Source organism: Methylomonas paludis (assembly GCF_018734325.1).
GTDB classification, from domain to species: Bacteria; Pseudomonadota; Gammaproteobacteria; order Methylococcales; family Methylomonadaceae; genus Methylomonas; species Methylomonas paludis.
In genome coordinates, this window is record NZ_CP073754.1 from 2,874,646 (window position 1) to 2,888,300 (window position 13,655).

15 protein-coding genes are annotated in these 13,655 nt (G+C 48.7%); 10 read left to right on the plus strand and 5 right to left on the minus strand.

Annotated features, from left to right (window positions below):
* Positions 1-275: 275 nt before the first annotated feature.
* The 4 genes from KEF85_RS12885 to KEF85_RS12900 form a co-directional block, all read right to left on the minus strand.
* Complete coding sequence (locus KEF85_RS12885; protein WP_215581187.1) at positions 276-1,364, minus strand: IS5 family transposase; 1,089 nt, start codon at positions 1,362-1,364, stop codon at positions 276-278.
* A 41-nt stretch (positions 1,365-1,405) separates the two neighbouring features.
* Complete coding sequence (locus KEF85_RS12890; RefSeq protein WP_215581190.1) at positions 1,406-1,765, minus strand: hypothetical protein; 360 nt, start codon at positions 1,763-1,765, stop codon at positions 1,406-1,408.
* Positions 1,762-2,424, minus strand: a complete 663-nt coding sequence (locus tag KEF85_RS12895; RefSeq protein ID WP_215581191.1) for a hypothetical protein — start codon at positions 2,422-2,424, stop codon at positions 1,762-1,764. The genes KEF85_RS12890 and KEF85_RS12895 overlap by 4 nt, the downstream gene beginning before the upstream one ends.
* A gap of 175 nt (positions 2,425-2,599) precedes the next feature.
* Positions 2,600-3,931: a DUF5623 domain-containing protein gene (locus KEF85_RS12900; protein ID WP_215581193.1), complete on the minus strand. Its 1,332-nt coding sequence runs from the start codon at positions 3,929-3,931 to the stop codon at positions 2,600-2,602.
* A gap of 300 nt (positions 3,932-4,231) precedes the next feature.
* Between KEF85_RS12900 and dusA the strand changes: the two genes are divergently transcribed.
* Genes dusA through KEF85_RS12930 form a run of 6 tightly spaced genes read left to right on the plus strand, consistent with a single transcriptional unit; the run spans position 4,232 to position 10,199 of the window.
* Complete coding sequence (gene dusA, locus KEF85_RS12905; protein ID WP_215581195.1) at positions 4,232-5,221, plus strand: tRNA dihydrouridine(20/20a) synthase DusA; 990 nt, start codon at positions 4,232-4,234, stop codon at positions 5,219-5,221.
* Between the two features lie 37 nt (positions 5,222-5,258).
* Positions 5,259-5,801: a GTP cyclohydrolase I FolE gene (gene folE / locus KEF85_RS12910; protein WP_215581197.1), complete on the plus strand. Its 543-nt coding sequence runs from the start codon at positions 5,259-5,261 to the stop codon at positions 5,799-5,801.
* Between the two features lie 2 nt (positions 5,802-5,803).
* The gene (gene hemH / locus KEF85_RS12915; RefSeq protein WP_215581199.1) at positions 5,804-6,781 is read left to right on the plus strand and encodes a ferrochelatase; all 978 of its coding nucleotides are present in this window, start codon (positions 5,804-5,806) and stop codon (positions 6,779-6,781) included.
* 28 nt (positions 6,782-6,809) lie between these two features.
* Entirely contained in the window at positions 6,810-8,405 is a 1,596-nt protein-coding gene (locus KEF85_RS12920; RefSeq protein WP_215581201.1) for a MutS-related protein, read from the plus strand.
* Positions 8,402-9,604, plus strand: a complete 1,203-nt coding sequence (purT, locus tag KEF85_RS12925; protein WP_343222094.1) for a formate-dependent phosphoribosylglycinamide formyltransferase — start codon at positions 8,402-8,404, stop codon at positions 9,602-9,604. Before KEF85_RS12920 ends, purT begins: the two co-directional genes overlap by 4 nt.
* Positions 9,605-9,626: 22 nt before the next feature.
* On the plus strand, positions 9,627-10,199 hold the full coding sequence (locus KEF85_RS12930) for a lytic transglycosylase domain-containing protein (RefSeq protein WP_215581204.1): 573 nt from the start codon (positions 9,627-9,629) through the stop codon (positions 10,197-10,199).
* 11 nt (positions 10,200-10,210) lie between these two features.
* On the opposite strand, the gene KEF85_RS12935 is transcribed toward KEF85_RS12930, so the two are convergent.
* Positions 10,211-10,789, minus strand: coding sequence for a Maf family protein (locus tag KEF85_RS12935; protein WP_215581206.1), 579 nt, complete (start codon positions 10,787-10,789; stop codon positions 10,211-10,213).
* Between the two features lie 70 nt (positions 10,790-10,859).
* On the opposite strand from KEF85_RS12935, the gene KEF85_RS12940 reads away from it, so the two are divergent.
* The 4 genes from KEF85_RS12940 (at position 10,860) to KEF85_RS12955 (ending at position 13,650) form a co-directional block, all read left to right on the plus strand.
* Positions 10,860-11,381 (plus strand): YceD family protein, encoded by a 522-nt coding sequence (locus KEF85_RS12940; RefSeq protein WP_215581208.1) that lies wholly within the window; start codon positions 10,860-10,862, stop codon positions 11,379-11,381.
* A gap of 1 nt (position 11,382) precedes the next feature.
* Positions 11,383-11,571, plus strand: a complete 189-nt coding sequence (gene rpmF, locus KEF85_RS12945; protein ID WP_215581210.1) for a 50S ribosomal protein L32 — start codon at positions 11,383-11,385, stop codon at positions 11,569-11,571.
* A gap of 85 nt (positions 11,572-11,656) precedes the next feature.
* The gene (gene plsX, locus KEF85_RS12950) at positions 11,657-12,685 is read left to right on the plus strand and encodes a phosphate acyltransferase PlsX (protein ID WP_215581212.1); all 1,029 of its coding nucleotides are present in this window, start codon (positions 11,657-11,659) and stop codon (positions 12,683-12,685) included.
* Positions 12,682-13,650 (plus strand): beta-ketoacyl-ACP synthase III, encoded by a 969-nt coding sequence (locus KEF85_RS12955; RefSeq protein WP_215581214.1) that lies wholly within the window; start codon positions 12,682-12,684, stop codon positions 13,648-13,650. The genes plsX and KEF85_RS12955 overlap by 4 nt, the downstream gene beginning before the upstream one ends.
* Positions 13,651-13,655: the final 5 nt, after the last annotated feature.

A 13,655-nucleotide genomic window follows, 5' to 3' on the forward strand; every position in this document is an offset into this window, starting at 1 on the left:
TTTTGTTGGCGGCTTTAACGCTTTTGATGAAATCGCTATGCGGGTTTCCCTCATAAATAATGTCGATGATTTTATTCCGCTCGCCTCTAACAGGATGTTGAAATTTACTCCCATGCCTTCGGTTTAAACCCTTAATATAGGGTTAATTTTTCGGCTGGAAGCCTTATCAGACCTGAATTTCCGTTTCTAGCCCAAAACTTCAGGTCTGGCTGTTCTAAATGGCCCTTTTCGGGGCTTCATTTCCGCCTTTTGGCGGTGGTTAGGCGCACGTCTGCCTAGGCGGTCGAACACCGCCAGCCAAAAATATTGCCCATTCGGGTCAGATTATAGGCGGCGAAGGTGAAGACAGTTTGTGCCGCTACTTTTTTTAAGCGACGGAATTTGGTTTGATGCAGACCACCTATGGTCTTGCTCCAGCCAAACACTTCTTCAACCCGTTTACGGATTTTGAGGCTGGTCTTGTATCCGGGATGGCGGGTGGTGCGGTGGTCAATGGCAGAGCCTTTGTTCTTCTGTGCCACATGCGGGGTGACTTTGAGAACGCGAATGTCGGTCACGAAGCTTTCAACATCGTAGCCTTTGTCTGCGCCCACTGTTGTACCCGGTTTCTTCACAGTCCGTTTGATCATGGTCTTCGCCGCTTCCCGCTCTGCTGTGCCGGTGGCGTGAGTGACTTCAACATCAACCACCAGACCGTTCCGGTTCTCCATCAGGGCATGGCCCAGGTAACAGAGCTGTGATTTGTCGCCTTCACTTTTTTTGTATAGCCGGACATCCGGGTCGGTGGTCGAGGCGTGTGTATCATTGCTGCGCTTTTCGCCTTTGAAGTTGACAGTCGGGTTACGCGTATCATCTTCCGGAGGTGAGCTTGAACCGTCTTTCTTGACAAAGCTTTTCATGGAAGCCCAGCCTTTAATCAGGGTGCCATCCACGGAAAAATGCTCGCTGGAGACCAATTCTTGCCATTCGGCAAGCAACAAGATGCGATCAAAAAACAAGCGGCAAATACGTTCATTCAGCAAGCGGTCACGATTGGCGCTGAAGGTGGAGTGATGCCAGACCTCATCATCCAGCGTCAGCCCCACAAACCAGCGATACAGCAGATTGAAATCAATCTGCTCCACCAACTGTCTTTCGGAACGAATGGTGAAAATCACTTGCAGCAAGCTGGCGCGCAATAGGCGCTCTGGTGGGATTGAATCCCGGCCCCGGCGGGCATAAAGCGCGTTAAATTCAGTATCCATGGTTTTCAAAAGGATATCGACGATGGCACGGAATTTCCGTAAGGGATGGTCTTTGGGAATCCGTTCTTCCAATGTCCGATAGCTAAAGAGTACATCTTGGGTGATGTCAGCGCCGCGCATAAAATCATTCCGTTGGAATATATAATAATGGAACTATTTTATCATATATAACAATTGCTTGCGATATTATAAACTCTTTGGCTCAATGAATTTATGCGGCTTGCAGGGGTAGATAAAATCGACAGCCTGCTAATATCTTTGATACGCTGAACTGAGTTGAAAACCCTAATGGTCTTGAAAACCTCAAAAACTGCTTCCAATTCCTTGATCGCATCGTTGGTTCTTACCCTATCTAACATCCCGCTTTCATCCCGCATACGCGCAAACGACAATCTTATAGGCGCGGTATGGCCAGCATTACTGTAATAATATGCAAGCCGCTTATACAGCCAACGCGCCAAATGGGTTTTTAGCTGCATCATTTGCCGATAATTGAATTGCCGGTATTCGATATCGTTCATGGCTTTATAAACAAGGGGATGAAATACGCTACAAACCAGGATTCAGAATTGTTTAAATCAGTATTGCTAATAAAGCCTTCCAGGCGTATATATTTTTCTATTGTAAAACCCTTGCCACCAGCGTTTTTGGCGTGAATTTCGATACCAGCCCTAGCCAAAATAAGCAGCGATTTGACAACCTCCTGGCATGAGCGCGAGTGACCTTGTTTTTTAAGCTCATTCCGCAATTGGTGGATGGTGAAAGTAATTCCGCAGTTAGCTTCCTTTTTGTCAAAAAAGCATTGATTTTGTAGCGTCGCAATTCTTCTAAGTGCATCCTCGACTAGTTCTTCGTTTGCACTGGGATAAAAAGCATATGTGCGTCCATTCTCAATGCTTAAGAACGCCGGTGTAATAAACATACAGTAATCGCTTTCCATGAATCTGAATTCTTTACGATATACCGGCAGTTGTCCATCTTTTGACCGCATTCGGTTTTGTTCAACTTGAGATAGCGAATATTTTGGTAAGCAGTCCCAAAATTTCACCAAATTAGATAGCGAAAGCCATTCTTCATAAGTATTATGCAGAAAATCATTGAAGATATTGACCTGGATAGCTTGAAAGGCTTCTAAACTTGGTGGCCTTAATATGCTAGCGACCGGCATCTTGTCTAACATAGGTAACTGTGTGGTTTTGACAATCTCCTATCTTATGAGTTTTTTGAACGGCCTAGCTGTACAAAAAAGGCTGTTTTAGAGCCTCCTTTTCATGCTGTCCATGTAACTAGCACGGAATCAAGCTAGGATAATAGTAAGAAGGTACCATTTGCTGGCACCTTCTCTGGAAGTTATCTTATGAAGTCCAACTTTGAAGCGAATTGATGGCGGCATCTATCCGCTTTAGCATGGCTCGCAACGGCGTACAGTCTGGATAATACTTGGCAAGCATAATTTTGACCAGGGTAAGACTTTCTATATGCCGACCCCGTTCCTCGGCAGGCATAGAACGGTCATACTTCGCATGTTCAGTTCCGTGATAGTAGAGGTCAAAGAACTGTTCATTTGGTAATTCCTCATGGTTGTACTCGCGTTGAGTCCATTCATCCAACTCACTGCGGACGGCATCGACACGGTTGTATACGCCCTTGCGATGATAGCTTACCGCCAATACAGACTTCAGTTGACGGCCAACCTCAGCATGCGTCTCAATAGGCATGCGAGCATTCGGACGGCGCTGTGGACCAACAAACGTCCCGTTATAACTGACCGTATTGTTCTTTCCGACTGACTTTCGGGACGCTTGTTTAGCTTTCTCTTTTTTAGTAGATTCCTCAGCCTTGGCAATAGTGCCTGGACTGACGAAATATGGCGACATCGGCGCAGATTCACCGTTCCAATTTTCTTCAGTAATTGGTGCTGGCAACATGTTCAGAACTGCAATGATCGGTTCTAACGGGATACCTTTTTTGACATCGGCAATCAGATAAAGCCTGGAACCTCCATCTGGGTTATACATACCGGGCCAATCAGGTTTCTGAATCATATAGCCGTGGCGCTTGGCCCACTCGGCGCGCTCAGAGGCTCGATTTTCTGCGGCCTTCTCATAGGGTTCATCCACGAAAAGATACCGTTTAGATACTCGGTCATACCAAACGCTATGATGATCCTTTCCAGGTACAGCATTAGTCCAACTGCCGCCTGGGTAGGCCTTGTTGTGACTCTTCGACGGATGCAGCTTTGTGGCGTCCATGAAGTTTAGTGTACGCGCCGTAGCACAAACCAGACGACGAGCTCCCGATTGAGAGGACGACATATCAATTCGTGCCAAATGATCAGGTCCTTCGGCGCGAACATTGATAAATGCGCGATGATTCTGGAATTGGGCGGGCTTGATGAGTTCGCCCCATGGCATGGAAAGTCTGATGATCAAGGTTTCGCGACCTCGGATATCCGTATTAAGATCCTTCCAATACGCAGTGATAAAAACAGTATGACTCTCTTGCTGTTTCTCGGAAGAGTGGTTGGTAACCAAAATATTATTAGCGTGACGGAAATTCTGGAACCCGCCTAGCTTGGCGGCTTCTTCCAAAGCTTGATGATGTTTTATGCCTTGTTCATGCTTGATTGTTTTGGCAAGACGCTTAATCCCCTCCAATGAGGATGGGGAAATGATTTCATTCGACATGACAATTCTCCTAGTTCATAGCGAAACGTCACCCGTCTACCGTAACCTCACGAACCCGAATTTGACATGTGCGGGAAAGTTATGAAAATAAGTGGCAGTGCTGTCAACAGCTTTGCTCTGACGGGTGGCAGGCTCCTGCCTAGAACCTCATTGAAAATAATATCAAATAAATTTCTGAATGAAAAGTCAGTTTTGCCTACCCTTAAATTCCTTACCTTTCTTAAAAAACCTAATCCGCAAATTTAACGGTATCCTATAACTAAAACACCACGCCATACCCAAAAACTACAACCTATATAAATGATACAAACAGCTAAACCCGCCACGTCGGCGGCATCCCGATTTTCTGTTGCGCCTATGTTAGATTGGACTGATAGGCACTGTCGTTATTTTCACCGTTTGCTGACGCGCCATGCTTTGTTGTATACCGAAATGGTGACTACCGGGGCGATTTTGTATGGTAATCAGCAGCAACATTTGCAATTCAGCCCGGCTGAACAGCCGGTGGCTTTGCAATTGGGTGGCAGCAATCCGCTTGATCTGGCGGCTTGCGCCAAAATCGGCGCGGAATTTGGTTATAACCAGATTAATCTTAATGTCGGCTGTCCCAGTGATCGGGTGCAAAATGGTCGGTTTGGGGCTTGCCTGATGGCAGAACCGCAGCTGGTGGCTGATGGTGTGGCGGCGATGCGCGAGGCAGTGAGTATTCCGGTGACGGTGAAATCCCGGATTGGTATTGATGACCGAGATTCCTATCCGGAATTGCAGCATTTTATTGCCACGGTACGGGATGGCGGTTGCCGGACTTTTATTGTCCATGCCCGGAAAGCGTGGCTGTCTGGTCTATCGCCCAAACAAAACCGGGAGATTCCGCCGTTAAGATACGATGTGGTGGTACAGTTAAAGCAAGATTTTCCGGATTTGGAAATTATCATCAATGGCGGCATTACCGATTTAAGCGCCGCGCTTGTTCATCTACAGCAACTGGATGGGGTGATGGTAGGCCGCGAGGCCTATCACAACCCCTATGTACTGGCCGAGGTGGATAAGCTAATTTTTAATGACCCGCACCCTGTACCGAGCCGGCGCGAACTGATACTGGCGCTGCTGCCTTATGTGGAAAGCCAGTTACAACAAGGGGTCAGACTGCACAGTATCACCCGGCATTTGCTGGGGCTGTTTCATGGGGAAAATGGCGCACGGGCCTGGCGGCGGCATTTAAGCGAACAGGCCAGTAAATACGCAGCCGATCCGCAAGTATTATTGGATGCATTAGAATTTACCGCTTGATGTTGTATACTCACCCAATTTTATCCGGGGGGCGGCGATGGAAGAATATTTTTCCAAGATTATAGAATCGATAGGCGAAGACTTAACACGTGATGGTTTGCGTGACACGCCTAAACGGGCAGCCAAAGCCTTTACCTTTTTAACCAATGGTTATGAAAAAACCCTGGAACAGGTATTAAATGGGGCAATATTTCAGGCTGATACTGAAGACATGGTGATTGTGAAGGACATTGAGCTGTATTCCTTGTGTGAGCATCATTTGCTGCCGTTCATTGGCAAATGTCATATCGGCTATTTGCCACAAGGCAAAGTGCTGGGTTTATCCAAGCTGGCGCGTATTGTGGATATGTATGGCCGCCGTCTGCAGATTCAGGAGCAGCTCACCCGCCAGATCGCCACTGCGGTAGAAACGGCAATTGATGCGCGCGGCGTGGCCGTGGTGATTGAAGCCAAACATTTATGCATGATGATGCGCGGCGTGGAAAAACAAAACTCGGTGATGACCACCTCGGTAATGACCGGGATTTTTCGTGAAGAAATCAGCACCCGTTCCGAATTTTTAAATCTGATCAATCGCTAACCATGAACCAGCCCACCGGCAAAAAAACAGGCATCTTGATTGTCAATCTAGGTTCTCCGGCTTCGCCTAAAACCGCCGATGTGCGCCGGTTTCTTCGCGAGTTTCTGGGAGACCCCAGAGTCGTGAATATTCCGCGCCTGATTTGGTGGCTGATCCTGAATCTGTTTATCCTGCCGTTTCGGCCCCGCAAATCGGCCCATGCCTATCAAAGCATCTGGACTGAGCAAGGGTCTCCGCTGGTGGTGTTTACCCGCGATTTAAGCGCCAAACTCAAGGCCAGATATGGGCATGAGGGCCTATTTTTTGATTACGCCATGCGCTATGGCCAACCCAAACTCAGCGATAAACTGCAAGCGTTCAAACAACAGCAGGTTGATGAAATTATCGTGCTGCCACTGTATCCGCAATATTCGTCCACCACCACGGCCTCGATTTTTGATGTGTTCGCTGCGGAACTGGCCAGCTGGCGGCATATCCCCAGTTTGCGTTTCATCAGTGATTATTATCGGCAGCCCGCCTATATCAATGCTGTGGCAGACAGCATCCGCCTACATTGGCAAAATCATGGTCAGGCCGAATTGTTGCTGATGTCTTTTCATGGTCTGCCGGCCAAATTAACCGAGCTGGGCGATCCGTATTTTTATCACAGTCAGGCCACCGCTTTAGCCATTGCCAAGGCGCTGGGCTTGGCCGATAATCAGTGGCAACTGGTGTTCCAATCTCGCTTCGGCCGTGCCGAATGGTTACAGCCCTATTGTGTGGAAGTGCTGGGGAATTTACCCAAACAGGGCATTAAACACATTGATGTGGTTTGCCCGGGGTTTGCTGTGGATTGCCTGGAAACCCTGGAAGAGATAGCCCTGACCAATCAGGACATTTTTCTGCAGGCCGGGGGCGAAAGTTACCGCTATATTCCGGCCCTGAATGACAGCGATATTCATGCCGAAGTAATCTTCCAATTAACCATACCTGCCCAGTAGAGGCAGGAATATAAAACCGGGGGCGAGTATGCAACAAAATGTCTTACAAAGCTGGAATGACACTTGGCCTAACCCGCGCAGCAGCACACCGCCGCCAACCGGTGCCGGGGTGCTGGATCAGGCTGCTTTCAATACTATTGAGGTTGATGAGCTGTTTGACACGGTTAATTACGCAGCCAGTCTGGCAGGCCAAACTATATTGTATCGCTCCCTGACTCACCCCCTGGCCGATGCTGATGCTATTAACGCCAAACAGGCGGCCGTGCGGGAAATTCTGGAAGAACCGGGGGTGAGAAGCAATGTTGAACATATTGTTAATCAGGCCGCCGCCGGCGAAGCCAATTTGTATCTGCTGCTGTTTGGCGAATTTTTGGGTTCTTTTGGTACCGCCAGGGAAAAACACCATATTGAAGGCTACGGTTATAAACAGTATAGCCGGGGCATACGCTTTGTTTTGCATCTGGTAGACGCTATCCAGGGTTCGGAAACCCCAAAAAGCCCTTATCTGCAAAGCATCTACGCCAAAATTGCCGGTTTTGCGCAAAGCAATGAATATTCGTTGATGCGGGGCCCTGTTTACAACAGCGAAAAAGGCCTGCAAAGCAAAGAAGAACGCAAACATTCCTTGTCGCCGGCCACCGTCTTTCGCCCTACTCTATTTAAGCCGGTATTAATCGGTTTATTGTGTGCGCTGTTATGGGCATTGATTGAGTATTTTCCCGGCGACATGTTCAAAGTCGGCAAGGACGGCATTGCGATCGGTTCGGTATTTTTTCTGCCGATGCTGCTGGTTTATATCCCGGTGGTCGGCGGCTATGACCGCGACAACTGCATTATCCCATTACGCGAGCTATACCGGAGTTCAGCGGCTTTAGGAGAGCTGTTGGATGGCCTGGGCCAGTTGGACGAATTATTGTCGTTTATTAAATATGGTGAAGATTACGGCAGCACCACAGTGTTACCAAAAATCAGTGCTGCCGCTCAACACAGTATCAAACTGCAAGCGGCCAAAAATCCGGTATTGGGGCATCGTCATCCAGAATATGTCGGCAATGATTTCGAGCTGGACAGCGATAGACTGGTATTTATTACCGGCCCCAATAGTGGCGGCAAAACCGCATTTTGCAAAACCATCGCCCAAACCCAGTTATTGGCGCAAATAGGCTGTTTTGTACCGGCCAGTGCTGCCGAGTTAAGTGTAGCGGACCGTATTTTTTACCAAGCACCGGAAATTAGCCATCTGGATGACGGTGAAGGCCGCTTTGGCACCGAACTGAAACGCACCCGTGACATTTTTTTAGCCAGCACACCTAACAGTCTGGTGATACTGGATGAAATGGCTGAAGGCACCACGTTTGAGGAAAAAATGCAGTCTTCTACCGATGTGCTGGATGGTTTTTACCGTAAAGCGAATAGTACAATCCTGATTACCCATAACCATCAATTGGTGGATGTGTTTGTCAGACGCGCCGCTGTCAGCCCCTGGCAAGTGGAATTTGCCGATGAACTGCCCACCTTTAAACTGGTGGCCGGCATTTCCAGAGTCAGCCATGCTGACCGGGTTGCGAAAAAAATTGGTTTTTCCAAACAAGATATTGATAACTATCTGGCTCAATCGTTATGAACATTGGTACACCTTGCCGGGCCAGCGCCACCAAAGCCTTGTTATTGGGCAGCGGTGAGCTGGGCAAAGAAATTGCAATTTCCTTACAGCGCTATGGCGTAGAAGTCATTGCCGTTGACCGTTATGACCATGCCCCAGCCATGCAGTTGGCCCACCGCAGTTATGTGATTGATATGACCGATGCGGCGGCACTAAAAACGCTGATAGACGAAGTACGCCCGAATTACATTATTCCGGAACTGGAAGCGATTGCTACTGACGCGCTGGCGGAACTGGAAACAACAGGCCAAACCACTATAGTACCCAATGCTCGCGCCATTCAGCTGACCATGAACCGGGAAGGTATTCGTCAACTGGCCGCCGTGGAACTGGGCTTACCTACTTCGCGCTATGCTTTTGCGGAAAGCTTTGCCGAGTTACAAGCGGCTGTAAATGCCGGAATAAGCTACCCCTGCTTTATTAAACCGACCATGTCCTCATCCGGTAAGGGCCAATCCATGGTGAAGTCGGCCGATCAACTCCAGGCGGCTTGGGATTACGCCAAAACCGCCGGTCGTACCGATACAGGTAAAGTGATCGTGGAAGCCAAGATTGAGTTTGATTTTGAGATTACTTTGCTCACCGTGCGGGCGCTTAATGCGGATGGTCAGGTCGAAACTCAGTTCTGTGCGCCGATAGGCCACCGCCAGGAACAGGGTGATTACCGGGAAAGCTGGCAACCGCAGGCCATGAGCGACAAGGCGCTAGCCCGCTCCCAACAGATTGCCGCCGATATTACCGGCGCACTGGGCGGTTTGGGTTTATTTGGCGTGGAATTATTTATCAAAGGCGATCAGGTCTGGTTCAGCGAAGTCAGTCCGCGCCCGCATGATACTGGCATGGTGACACTGGTCAGTCAACGTCAGAATGAATTTGATCTGCATGCCCGCGCGATTCTCGGGCTACCGGTCGATACCAAGCTGACCCATACTGCCGCCAGTGCGGTGATACTGGGTGGCATCGACAGTCAGGATATCGTTTATAGCGGACTGGATCAGGCCCTGCAAATACCAAACACGGATATTCGTCTGTTCGGTAAACCGGAAGCCTTTGTCAGCCGACGTATGGGGGTGGCACTGGCTACTGCCGCCTGCGTGGATGAAGCCCGTAACCATGCCGTGCAGGCTGCCGGGTTGATCGGCATCAGTAGCGCCGGTTAGGGTAATTGCGGAGCATGCTGTCATGTCGTGGCTTAAAATCAGTTGCCTAATGCTGGTTTGCAGTAATGCCGGCGCTGATGTTTACAAGCAGATAGCCGGTAATGGCTTGATTACTTACACCAATAAGCCGCGTACTGACAACGGCTACCATTTGTTATTCCGCACCCCGCCACGCAGCTATCCGCAAGATTTGAAATTTGTGTCGCAAAACAAGCAAAAATACAGTGATCTGGTGGCTAAAGCGGCTGCCAAACATAATCTGGATGTAAAATTACTCCACGCCGTGATCCAAGCCGAATCAGCTTATAACGCCAATGCCGAATCACCCGCCGGGGCGGTTGGTTTAATGCAGCTGATGCCCGACACGGCTGTGCGCTACGGGGTAGCCGACCGCCGCGATGCCGAACAGAATATAGACGGTGGCGCTCGTTATCTTAAAGATTTGTTGGCCATGTTCAATTCGGATCTAAAACTGGCGGTGGCCGGCTATAACGCCGGAGAAGGGGCGGTGATGAAATATCATTACAATATCCCACCCTATCCAGAAACCATGCATTACGTTGAGCATGTGCTCAGTCTCTACGCCAAAGGCTGAACTATTCCGCTTTACAGGACTGTCACGCCGAATCTGGCTAGCAAGCTAACCAGTTTTATCAGGGGTAATCCAATCAAGGCACTGGGATCGCTGGATTCAATTCCACTGAACAAGGCAATCCCCAAGCCTTCGGCCTTAAAACTGCCGGCACAGGCATAGGGCTGTTCCAGATCAACATAATGTTCTATCTGTTCCAGGCTTAACTGGCGAAAATAGACTCTGGTAATGTCCAGATCTGTCAGACACCTATTACGGCTGGCATCAAAAACACTGACTGCGGTATAAAACTCCACACATTGTCCGGATTGAGCCTGTAATTGGGCTATTGCCGGCTGGCGCTGGCCGGGTTTACCCAGAAGCTGGGTACCACACAAGGCCACCTGATCGGAACCGATAATCAAGCCATGGGGAAACATCACCCCGACCGCTCTGGCTTTTGCTTGAGCGAGTCTTATAGCCAGTTGTGCCGGATTTTCTCCGGGTTGGGGAGACTCATCCACTTCACTGTTAAAACTGATAAAATCAAGTTGGAGTTTAGCCAATAACTCGGCCCGATAAGCTGATCCAGAGGCTAGTACAAGGGTAGACATAGGTAAATAAATAGAATTAGTTAAGTGTGTATTTGACGCAACAGAAGCTAAGCTGTATCATTCTACAGTTATGTCAGATAAATTACCCGAACTTATAGATCCCATTTTGCTCGCTGAAAGACGTAGTGAGCTGGTGGGCGCAATTAAAATTGCCGATCTTGAGCGCTTATCTGATTTACTCGCCGATACGGCAGGCGATGTCGCAATTGAAGTGGTTTTTGCCAAAACCGGCAAGCTGGCAACAGTATCCGGACATATAAAAACCACATTGAATCTGGCTTGTCAATCCTGTCTGCAGGGCTTTGCCTGGCCGCTTGAGCAACGTTTTAAGCTGGCTGTAGTGTCTTCATTACAGGAAGCAGACAAACTTGGCCTGGATTGCGAACCGTTATTATTGACAGGCGAAAAAATATCGCTAAGCGCCTTGATTGAAGATGAAATATTGCTGGCCTTGCCGGACTATCCCAAGCATGAGCATAACTGCCTAAGCGGTCGAAACGTTCAGCCCAGCGATGATAAATTAGAATCTAAACCCAGTAAGGCGAATAACCCTTTTTCTGTTTTAGCAAAACTTAAAAACACCGGAGATTAAAATGGCAGTACAAAAAAGTAAAGTATCGCGCTCCAGACGCGGTCAACGTCGTTCACACGATGCATTAGTTGGCAAAACCCTGGCGCAAGACCCCTTGACAGGTGAAGTACATCTGCGTCATCACATGACTCCAGACGGTTATTTCAAAGGCCGTCAAATTATTGGCGGCGGCATTGTTGACGAAGATTAATTAATAATCTTCAGCCATAACCACGTAAAGCCGGCGCATTACCCACTGTTGTCGGCTTTTCCGACTACAGGAGCTAATCCTAAGCGTGAGTGTAACTCTTTCAATTGATGCCATGGGCGGAGATTTTGGTCCTAAAGTGACCGTCCCCGCAGCACTGGCCTGTTTAAGAAAAAATCCGGATCTGAAATTGATTATGGTTGGCGACGAAATAGTCTTGAACGGACTATTAGCCGATGCCAAACTTACTTTCAAAGACCGTATTGCCGTCCATCACGCATCCCAAGTGGTTGAGATGGACGAGGCCCCGCAAAAAGCCTTAAAAAACAAAAAAGACTCTTCCATGCGGGTGGCTATCAATCTGGTTCAGCAAGGCCTGGCCGATGCCTGTGTCAGCGCCGGTAATACCGGGGCGTTAATGGCCACGGCCCGCTTTGTGTTAAAAATGATACCCGGCATCGAACGTCCAGCCATTATTTCGACTCTGCCTTCCCTGTATGGACATACTCATATGTTGGACTTGGGTGGTAATGTCGATTCCAGCGCGGAACAACTCTACCAATTTGCGGTCATGGGCGAAGAAGTGGTCAAGGCTGTCGAGAATATCGACAAACCTAAGGTGGCATTGCTCAATATAGGCGAAGAGGATATGAAAGGAAATGTCCAGGTCAAAGCCGCCGCTAAATTACTGGAAAACTCCAGCTTGAACTATATCGGTTATGTGGAAGGCAATTCCATCAATGCCGGCCATATTAAAGTTGATTTAATCGTCACCGATGGTTTTGCCGGGAATATTGCCCTAAAGTCCATTGAAGGCGCGGCGAAAATGATCAGCGTCAAATTGAAAGACAGTTTTTCCCAAAACATCCTGACTAAACTGGTGGGCTTGATTGCCTATCCGGTATTGAAATCCTTTAAGGATAGTATTGATCCTCGTCTTTATAATGGTGCCAGTTTCATTGGCTTACGCGGTCTGGTGATAAAAAGCCACGGCGGTGCTGATGCCCTGGCTTTTGAAACAGCGATTCATTTGGCCGAAGTTGAAGTCAGGCAAGCGGTGATACGCAAAATCAGCGAGAAGATTGAGAAAGCTTTGGAACAAAAGGTGAGCGCATGACACGTTGGGCCAATGTAATTGGCACGGGCGGCTATTTGCCTGCCAAAATCCGCAGTAATGATGATCTGTCTACCATGGTAGATACCAGCGACAGCTGGATTTACGAGCGTACCGGCATCAAAAACCGTCATATAGCCGCTGATGATGAAACGGCCTCCAGCATGGCTGAAGCTGCTGCCCGGCAGGCCATCGATATGGCTGGGATTGATGTTCAGGAAATTGATCTGATTATCGTTGCCACCAGTACCCCGGAACGCATTTATCCCAGCACTGCCTGTTTATTGCAGAAACGGCTGGGAATCCAAAAAGGGGTCGGTTTTGACATCCAGGCGGCTTGTTCAGGCTCAATATACGCGTTAAGTATTGCTGATCAATATATTAAAACCGGCATGGCCGAAAAAGTGTTGATCGTCGGCTCGGAAATCTGTTCGCGCATCACTGACTGGACAGACCGTACTACCTGCATTCTGTTCGGTGATGGGGCCGGTGCCATTCTGTTGGCTGCAGCGAAGCAACCCGGTTTATTGGCAACCCATATCCATTCTGACGGCAGCTACGAAGATCTGCTGTATTGCCCCAATCCCCAGGTTGCCGCAGCCGCTAATCAAAACGAAGCCGCTTATATCCACATGCGCGGCAACGAAGTGTTTAGAGTTGCGGTTAATACCTTGGGCCGTATCGTCGATGAAACGCTGGCAGCCAGCGGTTTACAACAGACTGATATCGACTGGCTGGTACCACATCAGGCCAATACCCGGATTATTGCTGCTACCGCAAAGAAATTGGGCATGAGTATGGAGCAAGTTATCCTGACCCTGGAAAATCAGGGCAACACATCCTCCGCTTCACTGTTGCTGGCGTTTGATCAGGGCGTGCGCGATGGTCGCATCCAGCGCGGTCATACGGTATTAATGGAAGCTTTTGGTGCCGGATTCACCTGGGGCTCCGCTTTGCTTAAGTATTAGGAATT

Coding starts and splice junctions, on each gene's coding strand:
- KEF85_RS12890 (WP_215581190.1), bottom strand. CDS start 1,765: ATGAACGATATCGAATACCGGCAATTCAATTATCGGCAAATGATGCAG.
- KEF85_RS12885 (WP_215581187.1), bottom strand. CDS start 1,364: ATGCGCGGCGCTGACATCACCCAAGATGTACTCTTTAGCTATCGGACA.
- KEF85_RS12920 (WP_215581201.1), top strand. CDS start 6,810: ATGCAACAAAATGTCTTACAAAGCTGGAATGACACTTGGCCTAACCCG.
- KEF85_RS12930 (WP_215581204.1), top strand. CDS start 9,627: ATGTCGTGGCTTAAAATCAGTTGCCTAATGCTGGTTTGCAGTAATGCC.
- hemH (WP_215581199.1), top strand. CDS start 5,804: ATGAACCAGCCCACCGGCAAAAAAACAGGCATCTTGATTGTCAATCTA.
- KEF85_RS12940 (WP_215581208.1), top strand. CDS start 10,860: ATGTCAGATAAATTACCCGAACTTATAGATCCCATTTTGCTCGCTGAA.
- folE (WP_215581197.1), top strand. CDS start 5,259: ATGGAAGAATATTTTTCCAAGATTATAGAATCGATAGGCGAAGACTTA.
- KEF85_RS12895 (WP_215581191.1), bottom strand. CDS start 2,424: ATGTTAGACAAGATGCCGGTCGCTAGCATATTAAGGCCACCAAGTTTA.
- rpmF (WP_215581210.1), top strand. CDS start 11,383: ATGGCAGTACAAAAAAGTAAAGTATCGCGCTCCAGACGCGGTCAACGT.
- dusA (WP_215581195.1), top strand. CDS start 4,232: ATGATACAAACAGCTAAACCCGCCACGTCGGCGGCATCCCGATTTTCT.
- purT (WP_343222094.1), top strand. CDS start 8,402: ATGAACATTGGTACACCTTGCCGGGCCAGCGCCACCAAAGCCTTGTTA.
- KEF85_RS12900 (WP_215581193.1), bottom strand. CDS start 3,931: ATGTCGAATGAAATCATTTCCCCATCCTCATTGGAGGGGATTAAGCGT.
- KEF85_RS12955 (WP_215581214.1), top strand. CDS start 12,682: ATGACACGTTGGGCCAATGTAATTGGCACGGGCGGCTATTTGCCTGCC.
- KEF85_RS12935 (WP_215581206.1), bottom strand. CDS start 10,789: ATGTCTACCCTTGTACTAGCCTCTGGATCAGCTTATCGGGCCGAGTTA.